19 protein-coding genes are annotated in these 20,136 nt (G+C 37.2%); 6 read left to right on the top strand and 13 right to left on the bottom strand.

Annotated elements, in window-relative coordinates; translation table 11 throughout:
- Window positions 1-2: 2 nt before the first annotated feature.
- The 8 genes from EXS92_RS03250 to EXS92_RS03215 form a co-directional block, all read right to left on the bottom strand.
- Window positions 3-248 (bottom strand): hypothetical protein, encoded by a 246-nt coding sequence (locus EXS92_RS03250; RefSeq protein WP_165515556.1) that lies wholly within the window; start codon window positions 246-248, stop codon window positions 3-5.
- Window positions 245-919 carry a hypothetical protein gene (locus EXS92_RS03245; RefSeq protein WP_000680335.1) on the bottom strand — a complete coding sequence of 225 codons (675 nt, stop codon included), beginning with the start codon at window positions 917-919 and terminating at the stop codon, window positions 245-247. Before EXS92_RS03245 ends, EXS92_RS03250 begins: the two co-directional genes overlap by 4 nt.
- Before the next feature lie 184 nt (window positions 920-1,103).
- Window positions 1,104-2,096 carry a cell shape-determining L,D-carboxypeptidase Csd6 gene (gene csd6 / locus EXS92_RS03240; RefSeq protein WP_165515555.1) on the bottom strand — a complete coding sequence of 331 codons (993 nt, stop codon included), beginning with the start codon at window positions 2,094-2,096 and terminating at the stop codon, window positions 1,104-1,106.
- Window positions 2,093-2,998 carry a GTPase Era gene (gene era, locus EXS92_RS03235; RefSeq protein WP_165515658.1) on the bottom strand — a complete coding sequence of 302 codons (906 nt, stop codon included), beginning with the start codon at window positions 2,996-2,998 and terminating at the stop codon, window positions 2,093-2,095. The genes csd6 and era overlap by 4 nt, the downstream gene beginning before the upstream one ends.
- The gene (gene hslU / locus EXS92_RS03230; protein ID WP_165515554.1) at window positions 2,998-4,329 is read right to left on the bottom strand and encodes an ATP-dependent protease ATPase subunit HslU; all 1,332 of its coding nucleotides are present in this window, start codon (window positions 4,327-4,329) and stop codon (window positions 2,998-3,000) included. Before hslU ends, era begins: the two co-directional genes overlap by 1 nt.
- Window positions 4,329-4,871, bottom strand: a complete 543-nt coding sequence (hslV, locus tag EXS92_RS03225; protein ID WP_000461011.1) for an ATP-dependent protease subunit HslV — start codon at window positions 4,869-4,871, stop codon at window positions 4,329-4,331. Before hslV ends, hslU begins: the two co-directional genes overlap by 1 nt.
- A 3-nt stretch (window positions 4,872-4,874) precedes the next feature.
- Window positions 4,875-5,324 (bottom strand): 50S ribosomal protein L9, encoded by a 450-nt coding sequence (rplI, locus tag EXS92_RS03220; protein ID WP_000866289.1) that lies wholly within the window; start codon window positions 5,322-5,324, stop codon window positions 4,875-4,877.
- 62 nt (window positions 5,325-5,386) lie between these two features.
- Window positions 5,387-7,441: a DUF262 and DUF1524 domain-containing protein gene (locus EXS92_RS03215; RefSeq protein ID WP_165515553.1), complete on the bottom strand. Its 2,055-nt coding sequence runs from the start codon at window positions 7,439-7,441 to the stop codon at window positions 5,387-5,389.
- A 137-nt stretch (window positions 7,442-7,578) separates the two neighbouring features.
- On the opposite strand from EXS92_RS03215, the gene glnA reads away from it, so the two are divergent.
- Window positions 7,579-9,024 (top strand): type I glutamate--ammonia ligase, encoded by a 1,446-nt coding sequence (gene glnA, locus EXS92_RS03210; RefSeq protein ID WP_165515552.1) that lies wholly within the window; start codon window positions 7,579-7,581, stop codon window positions 9,022-9,024.
- A gap of 230 nt (window positions 9,025-9,254) precedes the next feature.
- Here glnA and EXS92_RS03205 read toward each other — a convergent pair whose 3' ends face one another.
- Window positions 9,255-10,106: an SEL1-like repeat protein gene (locus EXS92_RS03205; protein WP_165515551.1), complete on the bottom strand. Its 852-nt coding sequence runs from the start codon at window positions 10,104-10,106 to the stop codon at window positions 9,255-9,257.
- A gap of 268 nt (window positions 10,107-10,374) precedes the next feature.
- Here EXS92_RS03205 and EXS92_RS03200 point away from each other — a divergent pair, with 268 nt between their 5' ends.
- Genes EXS92_RS03200 through cag4 form a run of 5 tightly spaced genes read left to right on the top strand, consistent with a single transcriptional unit; the run spans window position 10,375 to window position 13,481 of the window.
- On the top strand, window positions 10,375-10,722 hold the full coding sequence (locus EXS92_RS03200; protein WP_097551903.1) for a cag pathogenicity island protein Cag1: 348 nt from the start codon (window positions 10,375-10,377) through the stop codon (window positions 10,720-10,722).
- A gap of 15 nt (window positions 10,723-10,737) precedes the next feature.
- Entirely contained in the window at window positions 10,738-10,896 is a 159-nt protein-coding gene (locus EXS92_RS08120) for a cag pathogenicity island protein (protein ID WP_331458889.1), read from the top strand.
- The gene (locus tag EXS92_RS03195; protein WP_024369399.1) at window positions 10,865-11,524 is read left to right on the top strand and encodes a topoisomerase DNA-binding C4 zinc finger domain-containing protein; all 660 of its coding nucleotides are present in this window, start codon (window positions 10,865-10,867) and stop codon (window positions 11,522-11,524) included. Before EXS92_RS08120 ends, EXS92_RS03195 begins: the two co-directional genes overlap by 32 nt.
- Complete coding sequence (gene cag3, locus EXS92_RS03190) at window positions 11,517-12,962, top strand: type IV secretion system outer membrane cap subunit Cag3 (protein ID WP_165515550.1); 1,446 nt, start codon at window positions 11,517-11,519, stop codon at window positions 12,960-12,962. The genes EXS92_RS03195 and cag3 overlap by 8 nt, the downstream gene beginning before the upstream one ends.
- Before the next feature lie 9 nt (window positions 12,963-12,971).
- Window positions 12,972-13,481, top strand: coding sequence for a VirB1 family T4SS lytic transglycosylase Cag4 (cag4, locus tag EXS92_RS03185; RefSeq protein WP_024369401.1), 510 nt, complete (start codon window positions 12,972-12,974; stop codon window positions 13,479-13,481).
- Window positions 13,482-13,956: 475 nt separating this feature from the next.
- On the opposite strand, the gene cag5 is transcribed toward cag4, so the two are convergent.
- From cag5 to EXS92_RS03165, 4 genes are all read right to left on the bottom strand, one after another.
- Entirely contained in the window at window positions 13,957-16,203 is a 2,247-nt protein-coding gene (gene cag5 / locus EXS92_RS03180) for a VirD4 family type IV secretion system ATPase Cag5 (protein WP_165515549.1), read from the bottom strand.
- 8 nt (window positions 16,204-16,211) lie between these two features.
- Window positions 16,212-17,204: a cag pathogenicity island type IV secretion system ATPase VirB11 gene (virB11, locus tag EXS92_RS03175; protein ID WP_002207213.1), complete on the bottom strand. Its 993-nt coding sequence runs from the start codon at window positions 17,202-17,204 to the stop codon at window positions 16,212-16,214.
- Window positions 17,205-17,208: 4 nt separating this feature from the next.
- Entirely contained in the window at window positions 17,209-17,808 is a 600-nt protein-coding gene (gene cagZ, locus EXS92_RS03170; protein ID WP_000418807.1) for a cag pathogenicity island translocation protein CagZ, read from the bottom strand.
- 148 nt (window positions 17,809-17,956) lie between these two features.
- On the bottom strand, window positions 17,957-20,136 hold a 2,180-nt coding region (locus EXS92_RS03165), incomplete at its 5' end, for a TraB/TrbI/VirB10 family type IV secretion system protein (RefSeq protein ID WP_278248646.1).

The following is a 20,136-nucleotide window of genomic DNA, read 5'->3' as shown; positions in this document are numbered from 1 at the left end:
TTTCATATTGTTTTCTTTAAAGTATTGCGTATTATTTCTAGTTGTTTGGTTTGCTCTTTAGCGGCACGATATTGGCCATAGGAATGGATCATATCAGCCAAACTAATCACCACATCCACACAGACTAAGACCGGACTCACTTTAGCAATTCCTTTTGCTCCATAGCGTATGGCACTATAGATGATTTTTGTGTTGTGCATACCACGCGCAAAACGCCCATCGGTTTTAAAGAGATCGATGCTTATCATAGTTGCTTGCAGAGTGTTTCTATCTCTATAAAACACTCTTGCTCCCCATGGATTGCACGGATATATGTTTTCCCTTCAATCTTTGCATGCGTTAGCGCCTTTGGATTGATTTTAAAAACTAAAAACCGCTCTACTTCCTTTGGTTCTAAACGCATCCTAATCTCATCTGAAACATCTTTGAAATCTTTCGTATTATCCAATAAGCGCAATACCTGATCAATATCCTTGCGTGCATTATAAAGCTCCTCAAATTCTTGTAGGCTTAAATCTTCTCCTGCGATGAGCCACCCACGAGAACAATCTGTTAGCTCTTGGCGTTCACGCCATCTTTTTATTTTTTCTCTCGCTGCATTTTCCAAAAACACCACCCGATTTGCGCGATTAAATTTGTTGATTTCATCGTGTAATTTTAAAATGTTGCGCCCATAAGCACTAATCTTGTGTTTTTCATTGACAAAACCCCGCTTTACTAAAAAATCCAGGTGTTTTTGAATGGTTATAGGGTCAATCTCTGTAACTTGCGATAATTCATTAAGATTTAATCCATCCCCAAAAGCATGCAAGCAAAATAGAGTGAATTCCCCTATATCTTCAATTCTTTCCAAACAAAGACTTAACTTATATCCATAATATGGAATACTCACATCTACAAAACTAATGCCATGCTTCACCCTCACAACTCCTAAAATCCTCTATTCATAATTCTTAATTAATATTTCTTAATCATTTGTTATTTTTAAAGCTTCATTTCCTTTTTCACTCTGTAAAGTTGCACGATTATTTCTAATGCCAATGACTTTGGCTTCCATTACTTTGTCTTTTATCGTGGCTTTGACTTTAGTGCCTATCTCTAACTTATTTTTCCATTATGATAGACACTTGATTGTTTTCAATCTCTATATAGAGTTCTTTTTGAGAATTGGAGCTATAAGAGAGCTTGTTTTGCTGGTAGGCTTTGTAATCTTGGTCAAACGCCACATAAAACAAGCGTTTGTTTTGAGAGTTGGGGTAGGGGATCACATTGATAGAAGAAAAAGCGATATTCTTTTTTTCATTTTTTGCAAACACCCTTTTTTTATACTCTTTAAAAGCGTTGAATTTCATGCCGTCATAGCGAGTGAAATTGGGGTTATAAAAACGCATGTAGCGTTCAAAATCGCCCCTAGCCCAGGATTCTTTCCATTGAAAAAGGGAGCTTAAAATCATGCTCAATTCTTCTTTGGTGCTTGGGAAAAACTTGTCTTCATAGGTGATGAGAAATGCTTTTTCGCCTTTTAATATTTTATCATAAGAGCTTAAAAGCGGGTTTTCAATCGCAATACAGCCCTTGGTGTTCAATTCATTCCTATCGCCATTTAAAGGCATTCCATGCACCCAAATGCCATGCCCGGTGCGTTTTTTCAAGGTGTCATACAAATTAGGGTAATTCGTTACAAAAGCCAAAACGCCATAATATTGATCCAAGCGCTCCAATTTCTGCGTGATACGATACACTCCAATAGGCGTGGCCAAATCGCCCTCTAAAGTTTTATCGCCCTTTTTAGAGCCTACAAGGGCTTTAGAGCTGTTGATTTTTTTAAGCATGTTGTTTTCTATTTCATAAAACTCCAAACTGGGCTTGGATTTATTAGCCACAAATAAAAACTGCTTGTTTTGATAATAGCCAAAATCCGTGTCCTTGTTTTGAAGCTCTTCTGCCCAAAAAGACTCATCCGCTAAATAAGAATCCAGCTTTTGACCCACCACTTCCAAGCCTTGTTTTTGATAAAGGCGCATAATTTCTAACAAACGATCACTAGCATTCAAGCCCACAAACCCCATTAACAGAGCCGGTAATATTTTTTTCAATTTATACCCCTTTTATGGATATAGCCCAGTTTTTGCAAGCTCTTTTCTTCCTTACTCCATGATTTTTGAGCGATCACTTGCAAGTTTAAAAAAACCTTTTTTTCGCCCACTTCTTGCATTTTTAATCGCGCGTTAGTCCCGATGCGTTTGATATTTACCCCGTTTTTGCCTATCACGATTTTTTTTTGGCTTTCTTTTTCTACAATAATACGCGCATACACCTTGTCTATGCGTTCTTCTTCTATAAATTGATCAATCATCACATCGCTTTCATAAGGGATTTCATCGCTCAAAAAATCAAACAAACTCTCCCTAATGATTTCCTTATAAATATCGCGCATTTTTTCATCGCTCATTAAATCCTTTTCAAAAAGCCATGCACTAGGGCTTAAATGCTGGCTGATGCATTCTAAAAGCGCGTTTAAATTTTGAGATTTTTTCGCGCTCAAAGGCACTAGAGCTAAAAATTGCGAAGCGTATTTTTGATACTCTTGTAATTTTTGTAAAACCTGCTTATGCGTGGCTGTGTCAATCTTACTCAAAGCCAAGATATGGGGTTTTTGGCACAAACTCAAAAACTCTTCATACCCTTTCAAATCATCATGCACAGAAGCTAAAAAAACGCGCAATTCGGCATCGCCCATCGCTTTTAAAGCCTGTGAGAGCATGCACTGGTTGAGTAATTTTTCTTGATGATGGAGCCCTGGAGTGTCTAAAAAAATGATCTGGCTCTCATACCCTTCTTTGTCTTTAAAAGGCACGATGCATTTCATCAATTTTCTGGTCGCGTTAGCCTTATGCGAAACAAGGGCTAAATGAGCGTTTAAAAGAGTGTTTAAAAGAGTGCTTTTTCCAGCGTTTGGTTTGCCTATAAGAGCTACAAAGCCCGCCTTAGTTTTCATCATAAAATATACTTCACTAAATTTTCATCAGCCACTAAATCCCCTAGCTTGGATTGAACCAATTCTTTAGTGATAGTGATACGTTGCCCTGAATAATCCTCCGCTTCAAAACTAATGTCTTCTAGCACTTTTTCAATGGTGGTGTGCAACCTTCTAGCGCCTATGTCTTCACTTTTTTGATTGGCGTTATAAGAAAGTTTGGCTAACTCTTTGATCGCATCGTCTTCAAACGCAATTTCTACGCCCTCCACTTTTAAAAGGGCTTGGTATTGCTTGATGATAGAGGTTTTAGTTTGGGTTAAAATCATATACATGATTTCTTCGGTTAAATTCTCTAACTCCACCCTTAAAGGGAAACGACCCTGCAATTCAGGGATCAAATCGCTTGGTTTAGAAAGATGAAACGCCCCTGCTGCAATGAATAAAATATGCTCTGTTTTAATAGAGCCATACTTCGTATTCACCACACTCCCCTCTACAATCGGCAACAAATCCCTTTGAACCCCCTCTTTACTGGGATCTTGACGGCTTCCTTCTTTAGAGCTGACAGCGATCTTATCAATTTCATCAATAAAAATCACCCCTGAACTTTCCGCGCGCTTCAAACCCTCCATTTTAATGGCTTCGCTGTCTAAAAGCGTGTCGCTAATTTCTGCTTTTAGGGCTTCTTTAGCCTCTTTAACGCTTAAGGTTTTTTTGACTTTATCCTGTTCTTTATGGAAAACCTTAATCAAGTTTTCTTGAACCCTTAAAATTTCAGGTGGCACATTAGAATCAATCTCTATGCTTTTTTTACGCACTTCAATTTCAATTTCTCTACTATCCAACTCGCCTTGCACGATTCTTTGTTGCATCTTTAAAAGGCTATTAGCGTATTCTTGTTTTTTCTCTTCGCTCACGCCACTAGGCAAGGGGGGCAGGAGTTTTTTAGCGATTTTTTCTATAACCGCCTCTTCAATCTTGTCTTTTAATTTTTCTTTATGCTCATTTTCCACTAAAAGCACGCTGTTATTGACTAAATCCCTTACCATAGACTCCACATCGCGCCCCACAAAACCCACTTCTGTGTATTTGCTCGCTTCCACTTTCACAAAGGGGAGTTTCATGATTTTTGCCATTCTTCTTGCGATTTCAGTTTTACCCACGCCAGTAGAGCCAATCATTAAAATGTTTTTAGGCGTGATTTCTTCTTGTAAGGATTTTTCCAGTTGCAAACGCCTGTAACGATTCCTTAAAGCGATAGCGATAAACTTTTTAGCCTCCTTTTGCTCAATGATGTATTCATCTAAATAAGCGACAATTTCTCTTGGGGTCATATTCAATTTAGACATTAAAGCTCCAAAATTTTAATATTCGTGTTGGTGTAAATGCAAAGATCCCCTGCGATTTTTAAGGACTCTTCTACGAGTTTTCTAGGCTCTAAATGAGCGAAATGATCTAAAGCCCTAGCCGCGCTCAAAGCAAAATTCCCCCCACTCCCAATAGCGGCGATCTTATTGTCTTCAGCTTCTAAAACATCGCCCGTGCCGCTCAAAATAAAAACGTGATCGAAGTTTAAAACGATCATCATCGCTTCCAATCGGCGTAAATACTTGTCTTTGCGCCATTCTTTGCTGAAATCCACCACGCTTTTAAACAAATCCCCTTTTTTGCTCTCTAAAATGCGTTCAAACATATCAAACAAACTAAAAGCGTCCGCCGTGCTCCCGGCAAACCCGCTTAAAACCTGGTTGTGATACAAGCTCCTGATTTTTGTCGCATTGGCTTTGACTACGCAATTACCCAAAGTTACCTGCCCATCACCTCCAATGAGCGCGAACTTTTTGTTATCAAATTCCCCTCTATAGCCCAAAATCGTCGTCGCTTCAAACATTTTCTACTCAGCCACCACATCAATCTTAAACACGCCCGCAATCCCCGATCCAAGTTTGACTTCAATCTCATAGATCCCTGTGCTTTTAATCGGGTGTTTGAGTTCGATGTCTTTTTTATCTAAATTTAAACTCGCATGCTGTTCTTTCAAACGCTCCGTGATCTCTTCTTTAGTGATCGCTCCAAATAAAGAGCCGTTCGCGCCGACTTTTTTATGGATAGTCAGCGTGATGGTTTGTAAGGTTTCTACCATTTGCAATTTTTGCGCCTTTTCTAGGGCTTCTTTTTCCGCTTTCTTTTTAACTTCGGCTTTGTATTTGTTGATCACTTCGTTAGTGGCGAGTTTGGCTTTTTGGTTAGCGATTAAAAAGTTATTCCCATAGCCATCTTTAACCTCACACACTTCACCCGCTTTGCCTAAATTTTTCACATCTTCTAATAATAGAACTTTCATCATATCCCCTTTAAGTTTTAAGTAATTTGTAATTATACTCTTTATTTTAATAAGTTGGATTTTTATTGCCTGTTCTTACCACCCATCTGTTTTTCTAAAGCCTGCTTGATCAATCCCAAACAATAAGGGATATTCTCTTTTGTTTCTAGCTTGACTTCTATTTCCCCATTCCCCAAATGACCTTTATTAGTCATATCCCTTGCCAGATTTTTTTCGTCTTGCAGTTCATTAAATGGCATATTCAAATACAATTTTAATCCATTTTTTAGCGGGACAATATCCACAAAATTTTTGTCAAACATATAAGAGATATACTCTTGATTAAATTTTTCGGTTATCCTTTCATCAAGAGCTTTAATCTCTTTGCTTAAAATATCAAATAATTCCCTTGAATGAGAACCAAACTTATAAGAGCTTAAATCATAAACCTTTTTTTCTTTCTTGGGTTTATATTTCTCTAATGTTTCTGCATCTAGATTGGGGTAAGTCCAAATCTTTAAAGCCCAATCCGCTAAATAATTAGCTCTTTTTTCAATCTCTTTTTCGTCAAAAGATTCTAAATCTCTCAAACTTTGATTGAGTCTCAATGGGCTTTGTTTGAAGCCCTTCTCCATATCTCTTTTTTCTTTGAAAGATTTGTTGCTGTATGTAGAATTATAACCGGTTAGAGTGAGATTCCCTATTGTGTGGAGGTATTTCTCGTGTATTGCTTGAAAATTTTCACCCAAATCCCTTTTCCATTGTTCCGTGAGTGTTTGAGGCATGATGTGTTCAGTAGTGTATTCATGGGTATAAACTCGCTCTTCTCTTTCAAAATTTTCTAACCTTTCAAGAAAGTATTCCCTTTTTTGAAAATGATAAAAATCTATCGTAATAAAATGCTCTTTAAACTCGTCATTGTTTGGAAATCTTTGTTTTTCTGTCAGATAACCAAAATGCGCCTCTAGGCTTTTAAAATATTCATCTTTTTGGATGCGCTTTGTAAAAGAGGGAAAGACTTTATTGAGACTATTTGTGCCAAGCCCGCACACCGCCCTTCTGAAAATATAGCTCTCTATCAAAGCGATGCTACTCCTAAAATCATTCTTGGATAAAACCCCATCGCTATAATCGCTATAAAGCTCTAGTAATAGCGGATAAATCACATCCATCTCTAAATCCACCAAAAAACTTAAAGCCTTGTTTAAATCTTTATCGTCTTCTTTTTTGAATACGATCCGGCAAAAATACCCACAGTATTTTTGTAAATCTTTTAATAAATCCTCTATTTCTATCCCTTCTTTTTGCTGATAATCCTTGAAAGCATCATAAACTCTTTTCTCATTGGGAATTTTTCCTATTTTGATCGTGAGATAATGCTTAACAAACCGATCAAATAATTTTTCATTTTGTTTAAAATCCTTCTCCATAGCCCTCCAATACTTCTCATAAAAAATCTTTTGTTTTTCGGGCTCTAATCCCATTAAAATGTAGTTTCTGATCAAATCCGTTTGTGCAAGTTCCATACCTTTTGAGTTCATGCTCTCAAAAATAAGTTGAGGATCATCTCCTTTATCTAAAGCAATCCAAACTATCATGAGTTTTTCTAATCCTTTAAAAATCGTTTCTAGTTTGTCGGTGTTTTTATTGATCCATTCTTCAAATAATTCAAAATTTTCCACTATTTTTACCGAAGGCTCGCTCGGTTTTCTTCTGTCTTTATCAATCAAAGATAGCAAGGTGTCTTTATCAGACTCTGAGAGGATGAGTCTGAATTTCTTATCGCCGTCCTTATCGCTGTTGATAAGATAGTGGTCCTCTATTTCTTTACGCTTAACTTTATCGCTCCAATGATCTCTCAAAGCGGTGAGTAAAAGCGTGATAGTGGTGAGCCTTTGTTGGCCATCAACGATGAGTAATACATTGTCAGAGTGCTTAATGCCATCTAGCACATACAAAATAGAACCGATAAAATGCCCTTTTATTTGATCGTTTCCACCCGTTTTGATAATATCATCCCATAATTGTTCGCATTGTTCCTTTTTCCAACTATACAACCTCTGATAGATGGGAATGACAAATTGATTGTTTTGATTTTGTTCAAAAAATTCTAATAGTGTGGCTTCTCCTGCTTTCATGAATAACACTCCTTGATTTAGCGGATTTTACCGCATGCATCTTAATCAAACTTGATACAGATTTTACTTTTTTACCCCATAAATGCTATAATCACCCCTATCAATCAAACTCAATTCATAACAATTAAAGGTGGTTAATGATAGTAAGAACTCAAAATAGTGAAAGCAAGATCAAAGAATTTTTTGAATTTTGCAAAGAAAATGAAGTGGAATTTGTGGATTTTAGATTCAGCGATATTAAAGGCACTTGGAATCATATCGCTTATTCTTTTGGGGCTTTAACGCATGGCATGTTTAAAGAAGGGATTCCTTTTGATGCGAGCTCTTTTAAAGGCTGGCAAGGCATTGAACATTCTGATATGATTTTAACCCCTGATTTGGTGCGTTATTTTATTGACCCTTTTAGCGCGGATGTGAGCGCGGTCGTGTTTTGCGATGTGTATGATGTGTATAAAAACCAGCCTTATGAGAAATGCCCTAGAAGTATCGCTAAAAAAGCCTTACAACATTTAAAAGATTCAGGTTTGGGCGATGTGGCTTATTTTGGCGCGGAGAATGAATTTTTTATCTTTGATTCCATTAAGATTAAAGACGCTTCCAATTCCCAATACTATGAAGTGGATAGCGAAGAGGGCGAATGGAATAGGGATAAAAGCTTTGAAAACGGCGTCAATTTTGGACATAGACCGGGCAAACAAGGGGGCTATTTGCCTGTGCCGCCAACGGATACGATGATGGATATTCGCACTGAAATTGTGAAAGTCTTAAACCAAGTGGGGCTAGAAACTTTTGTCGTCCATCATGAAGTCGCGCAAGCGCAAGGCGAGGTGGGCGTGAAATTTGGGGATTTAGTGGAAGCCGCTGATAATGTCCAAAAACTCAAATATGTGGTTAAAATGGTCGCTCATTTAAACGGGAAAACCGCCACTTTCATGCCAAAACCCCTATATGGGGATAACGGGAGCGGGATGCACACCCATGTGAGCGTTTGGAAAAACAACGAAAACCTTTTTAGCGGCGAAACTTACAAGGGCTTGAGTGAGTTAGCGTTGCATTTTTTAGGGGGTGTGTTGCGCCACGCTAGAGGGTTAGCCGCTTTCACTAACGCTTCCACTAATTCTTACAAACGCTTGATTCCGGGATATGAAGCCCCATCTATTTTAACCTATTCGGCTAATAACAGGAGCGCGAGCGTGCGTATCCCTTATGGGATTTCTAAAAACAGCACGAGGTTTGAATTCAGGTTTCCTGACAGCTCATCAAACCCCTACTTGGCTTTTGCAGCGATTTTAATGGCGGGTATGGATGGCGTTAAAAACAAAATGGATCCCGGCGAAGCGATGGATATTAACCTTTTCAAATTGACTTTAGATGAAATTAGGGAAAAAGGTATCAAACAAATGCCCCACACTTTAAGGCGATCGTTAGAAGAAATGCTAGCCGATAAGCAGTATTTAAAAGAAGGTCAGGTCTTTAGCGAAGAATTTATTCAAGCCTATCAGTCTCTTAAATTCCATTCTGAAGTGTTCCCATGGGAGAGCAAACCCCATCCCTTTGAATTTATCACCACTTATTCATGCTAAAACAATGAGCAAATCAATAATCCCATTTTAAAAATTTAGAATAGGGCAAAAATGCCTTGTTCTCAAAAAAGTGGTTGAAAAATTTGATTTTCTTTGCTTTTTAGTTTTGTTCTAATAGGGTATTGATCATAAAATTTAAAAAATAGCTTAAAGGCATTTTTTAAGATTAAAGCAAAGAATTTGATTTTAGCCAAGTGATAGTAAAGATTAGGTAAGTGTATTTTCTAAAACTACAGAGCTTCCATGGCTTTTTCATAGCCAAATTCTGCGGATTTTTGCAGGAATTTTTTAGCCCTGTCCTTTTTCTTTCTAGTGCCAAGCCCTTCTTTATAAGCGATCCCAATCCTATAAAGGATCTCCCCCATTTGTTGTTTGAGTAAAGTAATATTGCTTGAAATTTCAGCAATATCTTCCCAAAGAAGTGTCTTATCTTTGATTTGAGTGGATTTCTTAACAAGTATTCCAAATTTCTTTCCAAATTTTATAGGATTCGCACTCAAACCTGAAAGATCAATGAATCGCGATCCAATAAGCATACTAGTAAATTCCGCAAGGTTTGATCCAAATTTGTTAACAAAATTTGTGCTTTTATTAGAAAACATGCGAACCACATGCCTGTAAGTCTTGAGCGCTTGTTTCAAATCCTTTTTCATCCCTAAGCCTTCTGCTTGCATGTATCCTAAAATTAAAGCACCCCCCAACAACCCGCTCCCATACCCTTTGATAGCGTTTTTTGCATAGAGTTGCGCTTTTTTGTAATCCACTTTCACGCCCTTTCCCTCCAAATACATTTTGGCTAAATAAACGCTGCCAAGCCCGATGCTGTATTCTTGTGCCAATTTAAAATCTTTAAAGGCTTGTTTGTATTGGCCTTGATTAAAATGGTCTAAACCATTTTCAAAATAATATGTCTTATGATTTCGCACAATTTCATCCCACTGATTTCGCGCCCTTTCATCCCAATCATCATTTATGCTAATATATTCATCAGCTATACAAAGCGAAAACGGCAACAATAAACCCAATAAAAGCAAGAAAGGCCTTAAAAAAGAGAGGGTAGTGCGATAAAAATCTTCAAACATGTCAGATCCTTTTACAATTTGAGCCATTCTTTAGCCTGTTTTTCTAGCCAGATCACAAGCGAACTTTCAAAGCAATTTGAATGGATAGCAGCAAGCTTAATCGATCTAACTTAAACGCTTCATTCTATCAAATCATCTCTTTTTTAGACTACAAACAACAGCATAATGGCGACAAGCAATAGGGAGATGGTTTTATATTTTTTGCTATAATAACATGAATTTGTTTCATAGTAACAAATTGAGAATATACCTTAATGGAGATAACACTATGGCTGACACAATCAATACAACTGAAACAACCCATGAAACAAAGAAACCAAACGCTTTTGTAAATTTTTTCAAAAACAGTTTGGCTGATAAGCGTTATGATGCATTAGGTCTCATTGGAGCAGGGGTTTTATGTTGTGTCTTGAGCGGTGCTATGGGGATTGTTGGGATAATCTTTGTCGCAATAGGAATCTTTTTGTCTTTTTCTAATATCAACTTAGTGAAATTAGTTGAAAAATTGTCCAAAAAACAACCTAAAGCGGCCACAACTGTCAATAACGAAACCCAAAAATCTCAAGCAACAAGCGTTACCAACGAACCAACTGAAGCTAAAGAGACTAAAGATTGAGGCAGAACAACGATTTTGACTGAAGAAAGAATAAGGGAAAATTTCACAAATTTAGGTGTTTTGGTGGTTTGTTACTCACTGCATGACTTAAACAAGCAACCTATAAATTCTTTTTTTAGATTTAAGAGTAGTTATTTGCGATATGAGTCTAGCTACGAGTTACAATGTGAGTAATAATTTTTCTAAGTTTAATATTAAGAGAGTCAGAGGATATTTGATTTGTTCTGTTTGTAACACACCTAAAATGATACAAAGAGGATTGAATGGTGTCTCATTTTATGGTTGCTCTGATTATGTAAATAAAGGCGACTGTAAGGGCGTTTTACGAGAAATAAATGGCTCAATGAAAGCGGTCTGCTTGCATTGTGAAAACACGCCCATAATGGAAAAAGTAGAAAGTGGTAGGGGAGGAGCTTACGCTTGTAAGAATTGCAATAGGAAGTTTTACTTTATCGATCTTGCAAAACAAAACGAACGAAAAAAAGATTTAGAAAAAGAAAAAAAAGAATTGCTTAATAAGATTGAAAAGCAAAAAATCAAACGCCTTGAGCGTTTCATTTTGGCTGGTGTAAAAGCTAATATTAAAGAAAATTCTTTTTTCTTAGGATGTAAAAATTATCCTAAGTGCAAATGGACTGCTAGTATGGATTCACAAGATCTTAAATATCCCAAATGCAATAGATTAATGAAAAGAAAAAAGAATTTCAAAAACAATGAGTTTTTTACAGCTACATCGCTTATCTTAAAAGCAATAGAATTTTGTCTCCATATTAATTTGAAAAAAAAGGAAACTAATGTTTAGAAAACTAGCAACCGCTGTATTACTCATGGGCTTACTAATCTCTAACACTCTTTATGCTAAAGAAATAAGTGAAGCCGATAAGGTCATTAAGGCCACTAAAGAAACTAAAGAGACCAAGAAAGAAGCTAAACGACTCAAAAAAGAAGCCAAACAGCGCCAACAGATCCCTGATCATAAGAAACCTCAATATGCCTCTGTTGATGACACAAAAACTCAAGCGCTGTTTGATATATACGACACCTTGAATGTGAATGACAAAAGCTTTGGGGATTGGTTTGGTAATAGCGCTTTGAAAGACAAAACCTATCTCTACGCTATGGATCTATTGGATTACAACAACTATTTATCCATAGAAAACCCCATTATCAAAACAAGAGCAATGGGGACTTATGCGGATCTCATCATCATCACAGGTTCGTTAGAACAAGTCAATGGGTATTACAACATTCTAAAAGCGCTCAACAAACGAAACGCTAAGTTTGTGTTAAAAATCAATGAGAACATGCCTTATGCCCAAGCGACTTTTTTAAGAGTGCCAAAAAGAAGCGATCCCAATGCCCACACGCTTGATAAGGGAGCGTCAATTGATGAGAATAAGCTTTTTGAACAACAAAAACGCGCGTATTTCAACTACGCCAACGATGTAATCTGCAGACCTAATGATGAAGTGTGTTCGCCCCTAAGAGATGAGATGGTAGCTATGCCTAGTAACGATAGCGTTATTCAAAAACCCAATATCGTTGCTCCTTATAGCTTGTATAGACTCAAAGAGACAAATAACGCCAATGAGGCCCAACCATCACCTTATGCCACCCAAACCGCTCCTGAAAACAGCAAAGAGAAGCTCATAGAAGAGCTAATCGCTAACTCCCAACTCATAGCCAATGAGGAAGAGAGGGAAAAGAAACTCTTAGCAGAAAAAGAAAAACAAGAGGCTGAATTGGCTAAATACAGGCTCAAAGACTTAGAAAATCAAAAGAAACTAAAAGCTCTAAAAGCAGAGTTGAAAAAGAAAAACGCTAAGAAACCTAGAGTAGTGGAAGTGCCTGTTTCTCCTCAAACAAGTAATTCTGATGAAACAATGAGAGTTGTCAAAGAAAAAGAGAACTATAATGGGTTATTAGTGGATAAGGAGACCACGATCAAAAGAAGCTATGAGGGGACTTTGATCAGTGAAAATTCTTACAGCAAAAAAACGCCTCTCAACCCTAATGACTTGAGGAACTTAGAAGAAGAAATCAAAAGCTACTACATCAAGTCTAACGGCTTGTGTTACGCTAATGGCATTAGCCTCTATGCAAAAATCAAAAACGACCCCTATAAAGAGGGAATGCTGTGTGGTTATGAGAGTGTTCAAAATCTGCTCTCACCTCTAAAGGACAAGCTCAAATACGACAAGCAGAAGTTACAAAAAGCGTTACTGAAAGAGTCAAAGTAAGTTAAAGTTTTGTTTGAGAAATGGATTGGTCTGACTTTGCTTCTTAATTCCTTAGCCTATCCATGCCAAAAGGTAACCATTAGTTTCAAGCAGTATGAAAATCTTATCCATATCCATCAAAAAGGTTGCAACAATGAAGTGGTGTGCAGAACGCTTATTTCTATCGCTTTGTTAGAAAGCTCTCTAGGGTTGAACAACAAGCGCGAAATTTCCACAAAAGACACTTCTTATTCCATGTTTCATATCACTTTAAACACCGCTAAAAAATTCTATCCTACCTACTCTAAAACGCTCCTCAAAACCAAATTGTTAAACGATGTGGATTTTGCGATCCAATTAGCCAAACAAATTTTAAAAGAAAATTTTGATTATTACAAACAAAAACACCCCAACAAAAGCGTGTATCAATTAGTGGAAATGGCAATAGGCGCTTATAATGGGGGAATGAAACACAACCCTAATGGCGCTTATGTGAAGAAGTTTCGCTGCATTTATTCTCAAGTGCGTTACAACGAGTAGAGCATACTAACTATTTTTGAATCTTTGTAATTTTTACAAGCAATCTTGGTGATACACTTCTCCTATCTTATGAATTTATAATAATATCATTTGCATCATTATCTTTTAATTTTTCTAAAATATATTTTGCTTCTTTTTATTAAGATATTCTGTCTTTTTATTTTTTGGAATAGGCTTTTTGCCTTCCTTATAAGAACATATAGCGTAAGAATTCTTCCAATTCGCACCATTTTCTCTGAGCATGGGTGCTGTAAGAATGGCTTGATGAATCTTAACCTAGCGCATGCAACAATCCAATAAGAGCGATGGCTAGCAAAACAAAGAACACACAAGCTTTTGATGAGTGAAAATTCCATTAAAGATATAGGAAAACCCAAACGCTTCATGCAAGACAAAGATCATATTTTTTAGCAAAGAAGCACCTGATCTGATCTTGAAAGATTTCCAAAACGAAATTAATGATTAGAAACTAAAATCACAATTCGCTTGAACCCACAGGCACTAAAGATTTATCATAGCTCAATTCACCTCTGGTTTTAGCGGCTTGCAAATCATCATAAAAAGTCGTCTGATCAGGCACTTTCCCCAATTTGTATTTCTTGCTCAAACTTGGACTCACCTTAATGAGTTCATCGGTGAAGAAAGGATCATCGTAGTAAAGCGCCTTGTGGCATTTGATAGGTTTGAGCGTATTTTCTAAAATAATAAGCTCATCGCCCATAGTCATCAATTCATCAGGGGTCATCAAAAACCGCTCCTTGTTGCTGATAGAAGTGTTGGTCTTACCTGTATTATCATCAATGCTTCGGCTCACATCTTGTCTTGTGTATTTCCCTAACACCTTAGAAAGTTTTTCAAAGTGTTCATAGTAGTTATCGTTGTTGATTCCATAATACATATTCAAAGAAAGGTTGTCTAAAATAGTCTTAGCGCCATTCCTACCATAACCAAGTGGGGGGTCATTCTCTAGTTGCGCCTTACTTTGAAACACAAAAGCGGGGCGCATGTTGTATTCTGCCATAATCCCTACCGCTTTAACAAAGGTTTCTAAATAGCCACAGAGCGTAAATTCATCCATGAGCATCAAGCAACTTCTTTTGCATTGTGGATCATGGATTGGTAGAATCAAATTGCTATAAATCATCACGTTGAAAAACAGCTCTAATATCGGTCCAACAATAGTGCTTTCTTTGGGGTTAGCGATCACGCCAATGCTGACCTCATCGATCCTTAAACGCCTAAAATCAAAATCATTAGTGCTCGTGAAATTCCTGATCATTGCGTTATTATAAGGAGCAAAGGCTGAAGTATATACCCCTTGAACAGAGCTATAAGTTTCTTTAGCGCCACCCATTGTCTTAAAGTTATTCCACATGTTTCTAGTGGCAGGACTAAGCGCTCTTAGATTATCGCCACTCTTATCTTCTTCACCTCCAAAAAATTCCATTAAAGACACGACTTTTTCCATGTTTGTGTCTTCATCAATCAAGTTGATCCCGCTTGCCATAGAACCTATGAAAAACATCGTAGGGGTTTCAGGCATGATGATTTTTTTTCTTTTGACAAACTCAAGCCCCTTTTTAGTCCACATGAGATCCCTGTAAATATTGCAATTGATGACAAAAAGATTTCGCGCTTGATTGCTAAAAAAAGGATCTTTTTCATTAGGTCTTTCAGGGAACACGAGCTTTGCCAATCCAAAGATTTGAGTGGAAAAATCCCCTCCACTAGCCACCATCCCATGCCCTTTTAGGCGTGTGTCAATTTGAGAGAGTATGTCTTCGGTCAAAACTACATCATTACCAAAATCCACATAAGCGAAAGGATTAAATCGGTGTGTTTTTAAGGAGAAAGGTTCATAGATGAACACTTTTTGGTTGAAGCGTTTTTCTCTGATTTTTCCGCAAGTTTCCATAGTGTCCGCCTTAGGGTCAAACACAACGATATTTTGAGGATAATTGATCATATTGGGCATGATGAAACCCACACCTTTACCGCTTCTAGTAGGGGCAATGAGTCCAATAAACGCCTGTCCTGCGTAAGCGATGAAATCCCCCAAGCCACGCCTGCCTACAATCACCTCTCGTTTGTCAAAGGCACGTTTTTTATTGTTGGGCGTGATGAGCTTGGCTTTGATCATTTTCTCTTCAGTTTCCCAACTCGCGCTACCAAAGAGATCATCAACTTTTTTATTCGCTCCTATATCTCTAGTCCGAGTTAAGTATTTTAAGAACCACACAAAAAAGGTAATGAAGATATAAGAGCATAAAATAGAACTATATACGACTAAGGATATATTGAACCCATAAATCTTGAGTGAGCTAAAAGTGAGCGCTTTAAAATAGTAATTAGGAAAATCTTGTATCGCATAGATCCATATATCAAAAAGATCATCATCGCTCTCAGGCAATCGATTGTCATCATAAAAATTACCTAAGAGAATCAAGAAAAATAACCCTGATGTGATAAAAGAATAGGATAGTAATAGTATCGCTTGCAACCAAAAGCCAAAGGTTTTAACCCTTTCTTTCAGCCCATCTATAATGATTTCTTTAAAGCTTTTTTTCTTTTGAGGCTGATTAGCTTTATCTTTAAAAACCTTTTTTTGAGTTTTTATGAATTTGTAGAGGAAAAATAACGCTATTAATCCTATGAAACTAAAAATAACAACCAACTTATAATCCTCTATGAAGTATAAGGTGTTATACAAAAAGTCTTCCATTGTTCCTACTACCTATGTTTGATATAAAACTCATCACACTGTTTGTGGTGGTTGATATGGACAATTATATCAATCAAATCTTTAAAGCCTTCAATGAGACTTTCAAACTTGATATTCCTTGCTGTGCTATTAGATGAACTCATGTTAGCTAAACGAATAAACGCTTCTTCACTGCTCCCTGCATGTAGAGTGGTTAGCGTGCCTTTATGGCCGCTACAAAGCACATTATAAAAATCATATGCCTCACTGCTTCTGAGTTCCCCTAAAATGATTCTATCAGGTCGCATTCTCAAACATGACTTTAAGCAATCAGCAGAGGTGATATTCCCACCAAAAAAAAGCTGTGTGTAGTTCTTGTGGTGTTTGAATACAATCTCTTCGGTGTCTTCAATGGATATGATCCTTTCTTCTTTAGGGATAAACTCCATAATGCTTTTGATATAAGTTGTTTTACCGCTTCCTGTGCCACCACAAACAATCACATTCTTACCAATAGCAATACCATCTTTAATCGCGCTGATCGCTTGTTCTTTGTTGTCTAGTAGATTATAAAAACCTTGTTCTTCAAAAAAGCTATGAGGATAGGTTGTTTTGCTAGGTATCCTTATGGATATGGAAATGGTTTCATCATTAACTGTAACAGGGGAAAGGACAATCTGCACCCTTTCACCATTCGCTAAATTGCTACTCAAAATAGGATTTTCATAGTTGTCTATTGTTTTTTTCTTGAAACTTGCACAACAACGAGCGAAATGCATTAAACGAGATAAGCTAAAGGCTTTCTTGTTTCTCACATCAAACGGTTGCCATTCGCCATTATTTTTTAAAACCCATACAACCTTGTCCCCATTGTAACAAATCTCAGTGATATTTTCCATTTTTAAAAAATCACCAAAAAGTTCTTCAGTAGCATGCCTTAGAGGATTTAATGCCGCTTCTTTTAAGGCTCTTTCTACTTCTAGAAATTTTTTATCTTCTGCACTCAATCTGTCTTCAGTCATGTTCTTATTCCAAATTTAATTTTAACTGGGTTATCAATTTAGCCCTTTCTAAAGAAGTGAGATAAGTCTTATTTTTGCTCAAAATAATATATTTAGTCCCTATATCTTGGACAATCTCATTGAGCTTTCTCCCAAAATCATCTATCCCTAGAATCTGAAACGCCACGCCCATCATATTGCCATCTATGAATGGCGGTAAATACTCTCTTGGCAGATAAGAAGCCACTAGGTCTGAAATTCTTGCCACTTCATCACACATGAAATTATTAAAGTTGTCAGAAATTTCTGCAACAAACTCTCCAAGCGTTAGTTCATTTTTGATCGTGCTTTCTGCAAAAGTCTTTTCTTGTTTGCAACGATTGTAACTGGCTAACACAAGGTTGTTCAAATAGTTGTAATAAGCATCAAAACTAATAAAATTCTTTTGCATATTGATTCTTAATTCTTGAACTCTTCTCAAAAAATCTTGCGGATCGTTGCTATCTTTTAAAGAAGAGGCGTAATTTTGAATAAACTTATCCCTTACTTCATTTGCATTTCCCATAAGAGAGCTGTTGCTGTCTAAGATCTTTTGTCTTTCTGCTTCATTGAAACCGAGTTCCATTGCTGTTTCCTTTCATTGTTTTTGCTTGGTTTTTTCCGCCACTACATCCTTTAGAAGAGCCTGTTGTTGGTCTTGTCTTTTATTTTGTAAAGAACCGAGTTTAGTAACGTATTTAGTAACATGAATATATTTTATCCTTTCTCTTGAATTAATTGCCACCTTTGGGGCTTGTGGTGATTTCTTCATGTTCTCTAGACAAAGTTTTGGTGCTTTGTTTGATAATTTCATCTACCACAGATTTGTTGGTAATTTTAACATCATACACGCCACTAAAATCAATATCGTCCATTGTGAGAATCTTAATACTATCACCCTCGTTTTTGTAAAAACTTGGGGGGATATTCATCAGTTGCCCTAGAATTTGATTAGACATCTGAGCTGAACTTTGCATGCTGCCATTGATAGCTTGACCCAAAGCGTAATTAAATTCAGGTGTCCTTTCACTTCTACCTTTGCCAAGGCCTATGAGTTTATCTAGAGCTATGATAGGCGCAGTTTGCAAGAAGCTATTAACCACGCTTGCTATCACAGCAAAGCCTATGCGCTTCATAAAGTGATTATTCACATAGCCATCTACCCCTGCTTCACCCAACATGCCTGCTGCTTGAGCGTTTGCTAGAGGTATTATCACACCATCAGGCGTAATGGCTTTAGTAAAGACTATCATTAAGCGTGTCATAATAGGCGTGCCACCTTTCACGCTTTGATAATTCCCATACACCTTAGTGCCTTTATCTAATAAGATCATAGTGCCGTTCATGTTCCATACATCTTTGGCTACAACCCCACTCACTATACCCGTGAGAGTGGCATCTACTTTAGAAGTCAGAGTGATTTCAATGGGGGTGTATTGCGCTAAAACAAATGTGGGATCACTCTTGCCTATAAAGGCCTGTTTGACAGGGCTTGTTTCATCTTGTTTTTCTTCTTTCTTTTTATCGTCAATGGGATTACCATTTTCATCTACAAAATCCCCACTCTTTTCTTTTTTGTTCTTAAGAGCGATTTCGCTGATATTTTTAGCGGTTTCTGCGACATCTTTGTCTATCTTATTGCTTTCTGCTTTAGTTTCTGCTGTGGGTTTTTTACTTTTTTCTTTATCGTCATCTTTTTTATCGCCACCTAAAGCCTTAGCTAATTTAGCTTCTAAACTCTTATCCTTAATGGTTTTCTCTGTTTCGTATTGCTTAGTAATATCAGGCTCTATGGAAGCATAAATAGGATTATCGCTAGCTATTTTGTCCGCATCAACATTAGTGGCGTTAATAGTGGCAATATCGCCACCATTTTTGAAATCCATTGGCAACAATGGATAACCTTTAGCCGCCATGTTATCAAAGGTTTTGCGGCTTCTTAGATCGCTATAAATCCGATCCACTTCATCAGCTTGTCGTTTGATTCCTAGAATTAGCGCCCTTTCGCTATCGCTCAAGCCATCTAAACATTGCTCTATGGCTTCTTGATCAGTAGGGTCATCTAAGTTATCCAAGCACTCGCTTGCTTGATGCAACCTTTCTGTTTTACTCAATTGATTTTGTTTGTTCTGTGTCCTTTTATTTTGGATTTCTTGGATCAAATCGCTATAAAGGTTTTGGCATTTCCTTTTTTCTTCATCGGTCCTAGCCGTTTTCAAACAATCCAAGACAGCCTTTTCTCTAGCTTCTTGCAGGTATTTGAGCTTCTCTTCATCGCTCAAACCATCCAAACACTTCATAATAGCCGCTCTGTCGTTAGGATCGGCGTTTTTCAAGCAATCCTTTATCGCTTTATCTTTTTGTTGGCGCTGTTTCTCTAAAAATTTCCTAGCTTCGGGGGTGAGTAATTTCTCGCATTCTTGTTTCTCTTTTTCATTCCTAGCTCTTGAAACGCAGTCTAAATAAGCTTTAACGCTTTTTTTAACTTCTTGCTCTAATAGTTTCCTCGCTTCAGGGGTGAGCAATTTCTCGCAGGCTCTCCTTTCAGTTTCATTTCTAGCTTGAGAGAGACAGTCTTTATAGGCTTTAAGGCTCTCTTTAGCTTCTTCTAATAGCTTTCTCGCTTCAGGGGTGAGTAATTTCTTGCATTCTTGTTTCTCTTTTTCATTCCTAGCTCTTGAAACGCAATCCAAATAAGCCTTAACGCTCTTTTTAGCTTCTTCTAGTAGCTTTCTCGCTTCAGGGGTGAGTAATTTCTTGCATTCTTGTTTCTCTTTTTCATTCCTAGCTCTTGAAACGCAGTCTTTGTAAGCCTTAACACTCTCTTTGGCTAAAACCTTTTTCTGCAAGTCTTTAGGGAGATCTTTGACACACCTTTTTTTCTCAGCTTCGGTTTTAGCGTTTTTCAAACAAT

The organism is Helicobacter pylori (assembly GCF_011175115.1).
GTDB lineage: Bacteria > Campylobacterota > Campylobacteria > Campylobacterales > Helicobacteraceae > Helicobacter > Helicobacter pylori_DF.
Note: the sequence above shows the minus strand (reverse complement) of the source record. Positions and strands in the feature narration are given on the sequence as shown.

Coding starts and splice junctions, on each gene's coding strand:
- EXS92_RS03200 (WP_097551903.1), top strand. CDS start 10,375: ATGGCTGACACAATCAATACAACTGAAACAACCCATGAAACAAAGAAA.
- era (WP_165515658.1), bottom strand. CDS start 2,998: ATGAAAACTAAGGCGGGCTTTGTAGCTCTTATAGGCAAACCAAACGCT.
- glnA (WP_165515552.1), top strand. CDS start 7,579: ATGATAGTAAGAACTCAAAATAGTGAAAGCAAGATCAAAGAATTTTTT.
- EXS92_RS03205 (WP_165515551.1), bottom strand. CDS start 10,106: ATGTTTGAAGATTTTTATCGCACTACCCTCTCTTTTTTAAGGCCTTTC.
- virB11 (WP_002207213.1), bottom strand. CDS start 17,204: ATGACTGAAGACAGATTGAGTGCAGAAGATAAAAAATTTCTAGAAGTA.
- cagZ (WP_000418807.1), bottom strand. CDS start 17,808: ATGGAACTCGGTTTCAATGAAGCAGAAAGACAAAAGATCTTAGACAGC.
- EXS92_RS03195 (WP_024369399.1), top strand. CDS start 10,865: ATGAGTCTAGCTACGAGTTACAATGTGAGTAATAATTTTTCTAAGTTT.
- cag3 (WP_165515550.1), top strand. CDS start 11,517: ATGTTTAGAAAACTAGCAACCGCTGTATTACTCATGGGCTTACTAATC.
- EXS92_RS03250 (WP_165515556.1), bottom strand. CDS start 248: ATGATAAGCATCGATCTCTTTAAAACCGATGGGCGTTTTGCGCGTGGT.
- EXS92_RS03215 (WP_165515553.1), bottom strand. CDS start 7,441: ATGAAAGCAGGAGAAGCCACACTATTAGAATTTTTTGAACAAAATCAA.
- rplI (WP_000866289.1), bottom strand. CDS start 5,324: ATGAAAGTTCTATTATTAGAAGATGTGAAAAATTTAGGCAAAGCGGGT.
- hslU (WP_165515554.1), bottom strand. CDS start 4,329: ATGTCTAAATTGAATATGACCCCAAGAGAAATTGTCGCTTATTTAGAT.
- cag5 (WP_165515549.1), bottom strand. CDS start 16,203: ATGGAAGACTTTTTGTATAACACCTTATACTTCATAGAGGATTATAAG.
- hslV (WP_000461011.1), bottom strand. CDS start 4,871: ATGTTTGAAGCGACGACGATTTTGGGCTATAGAGGGGAATTTGATAAC.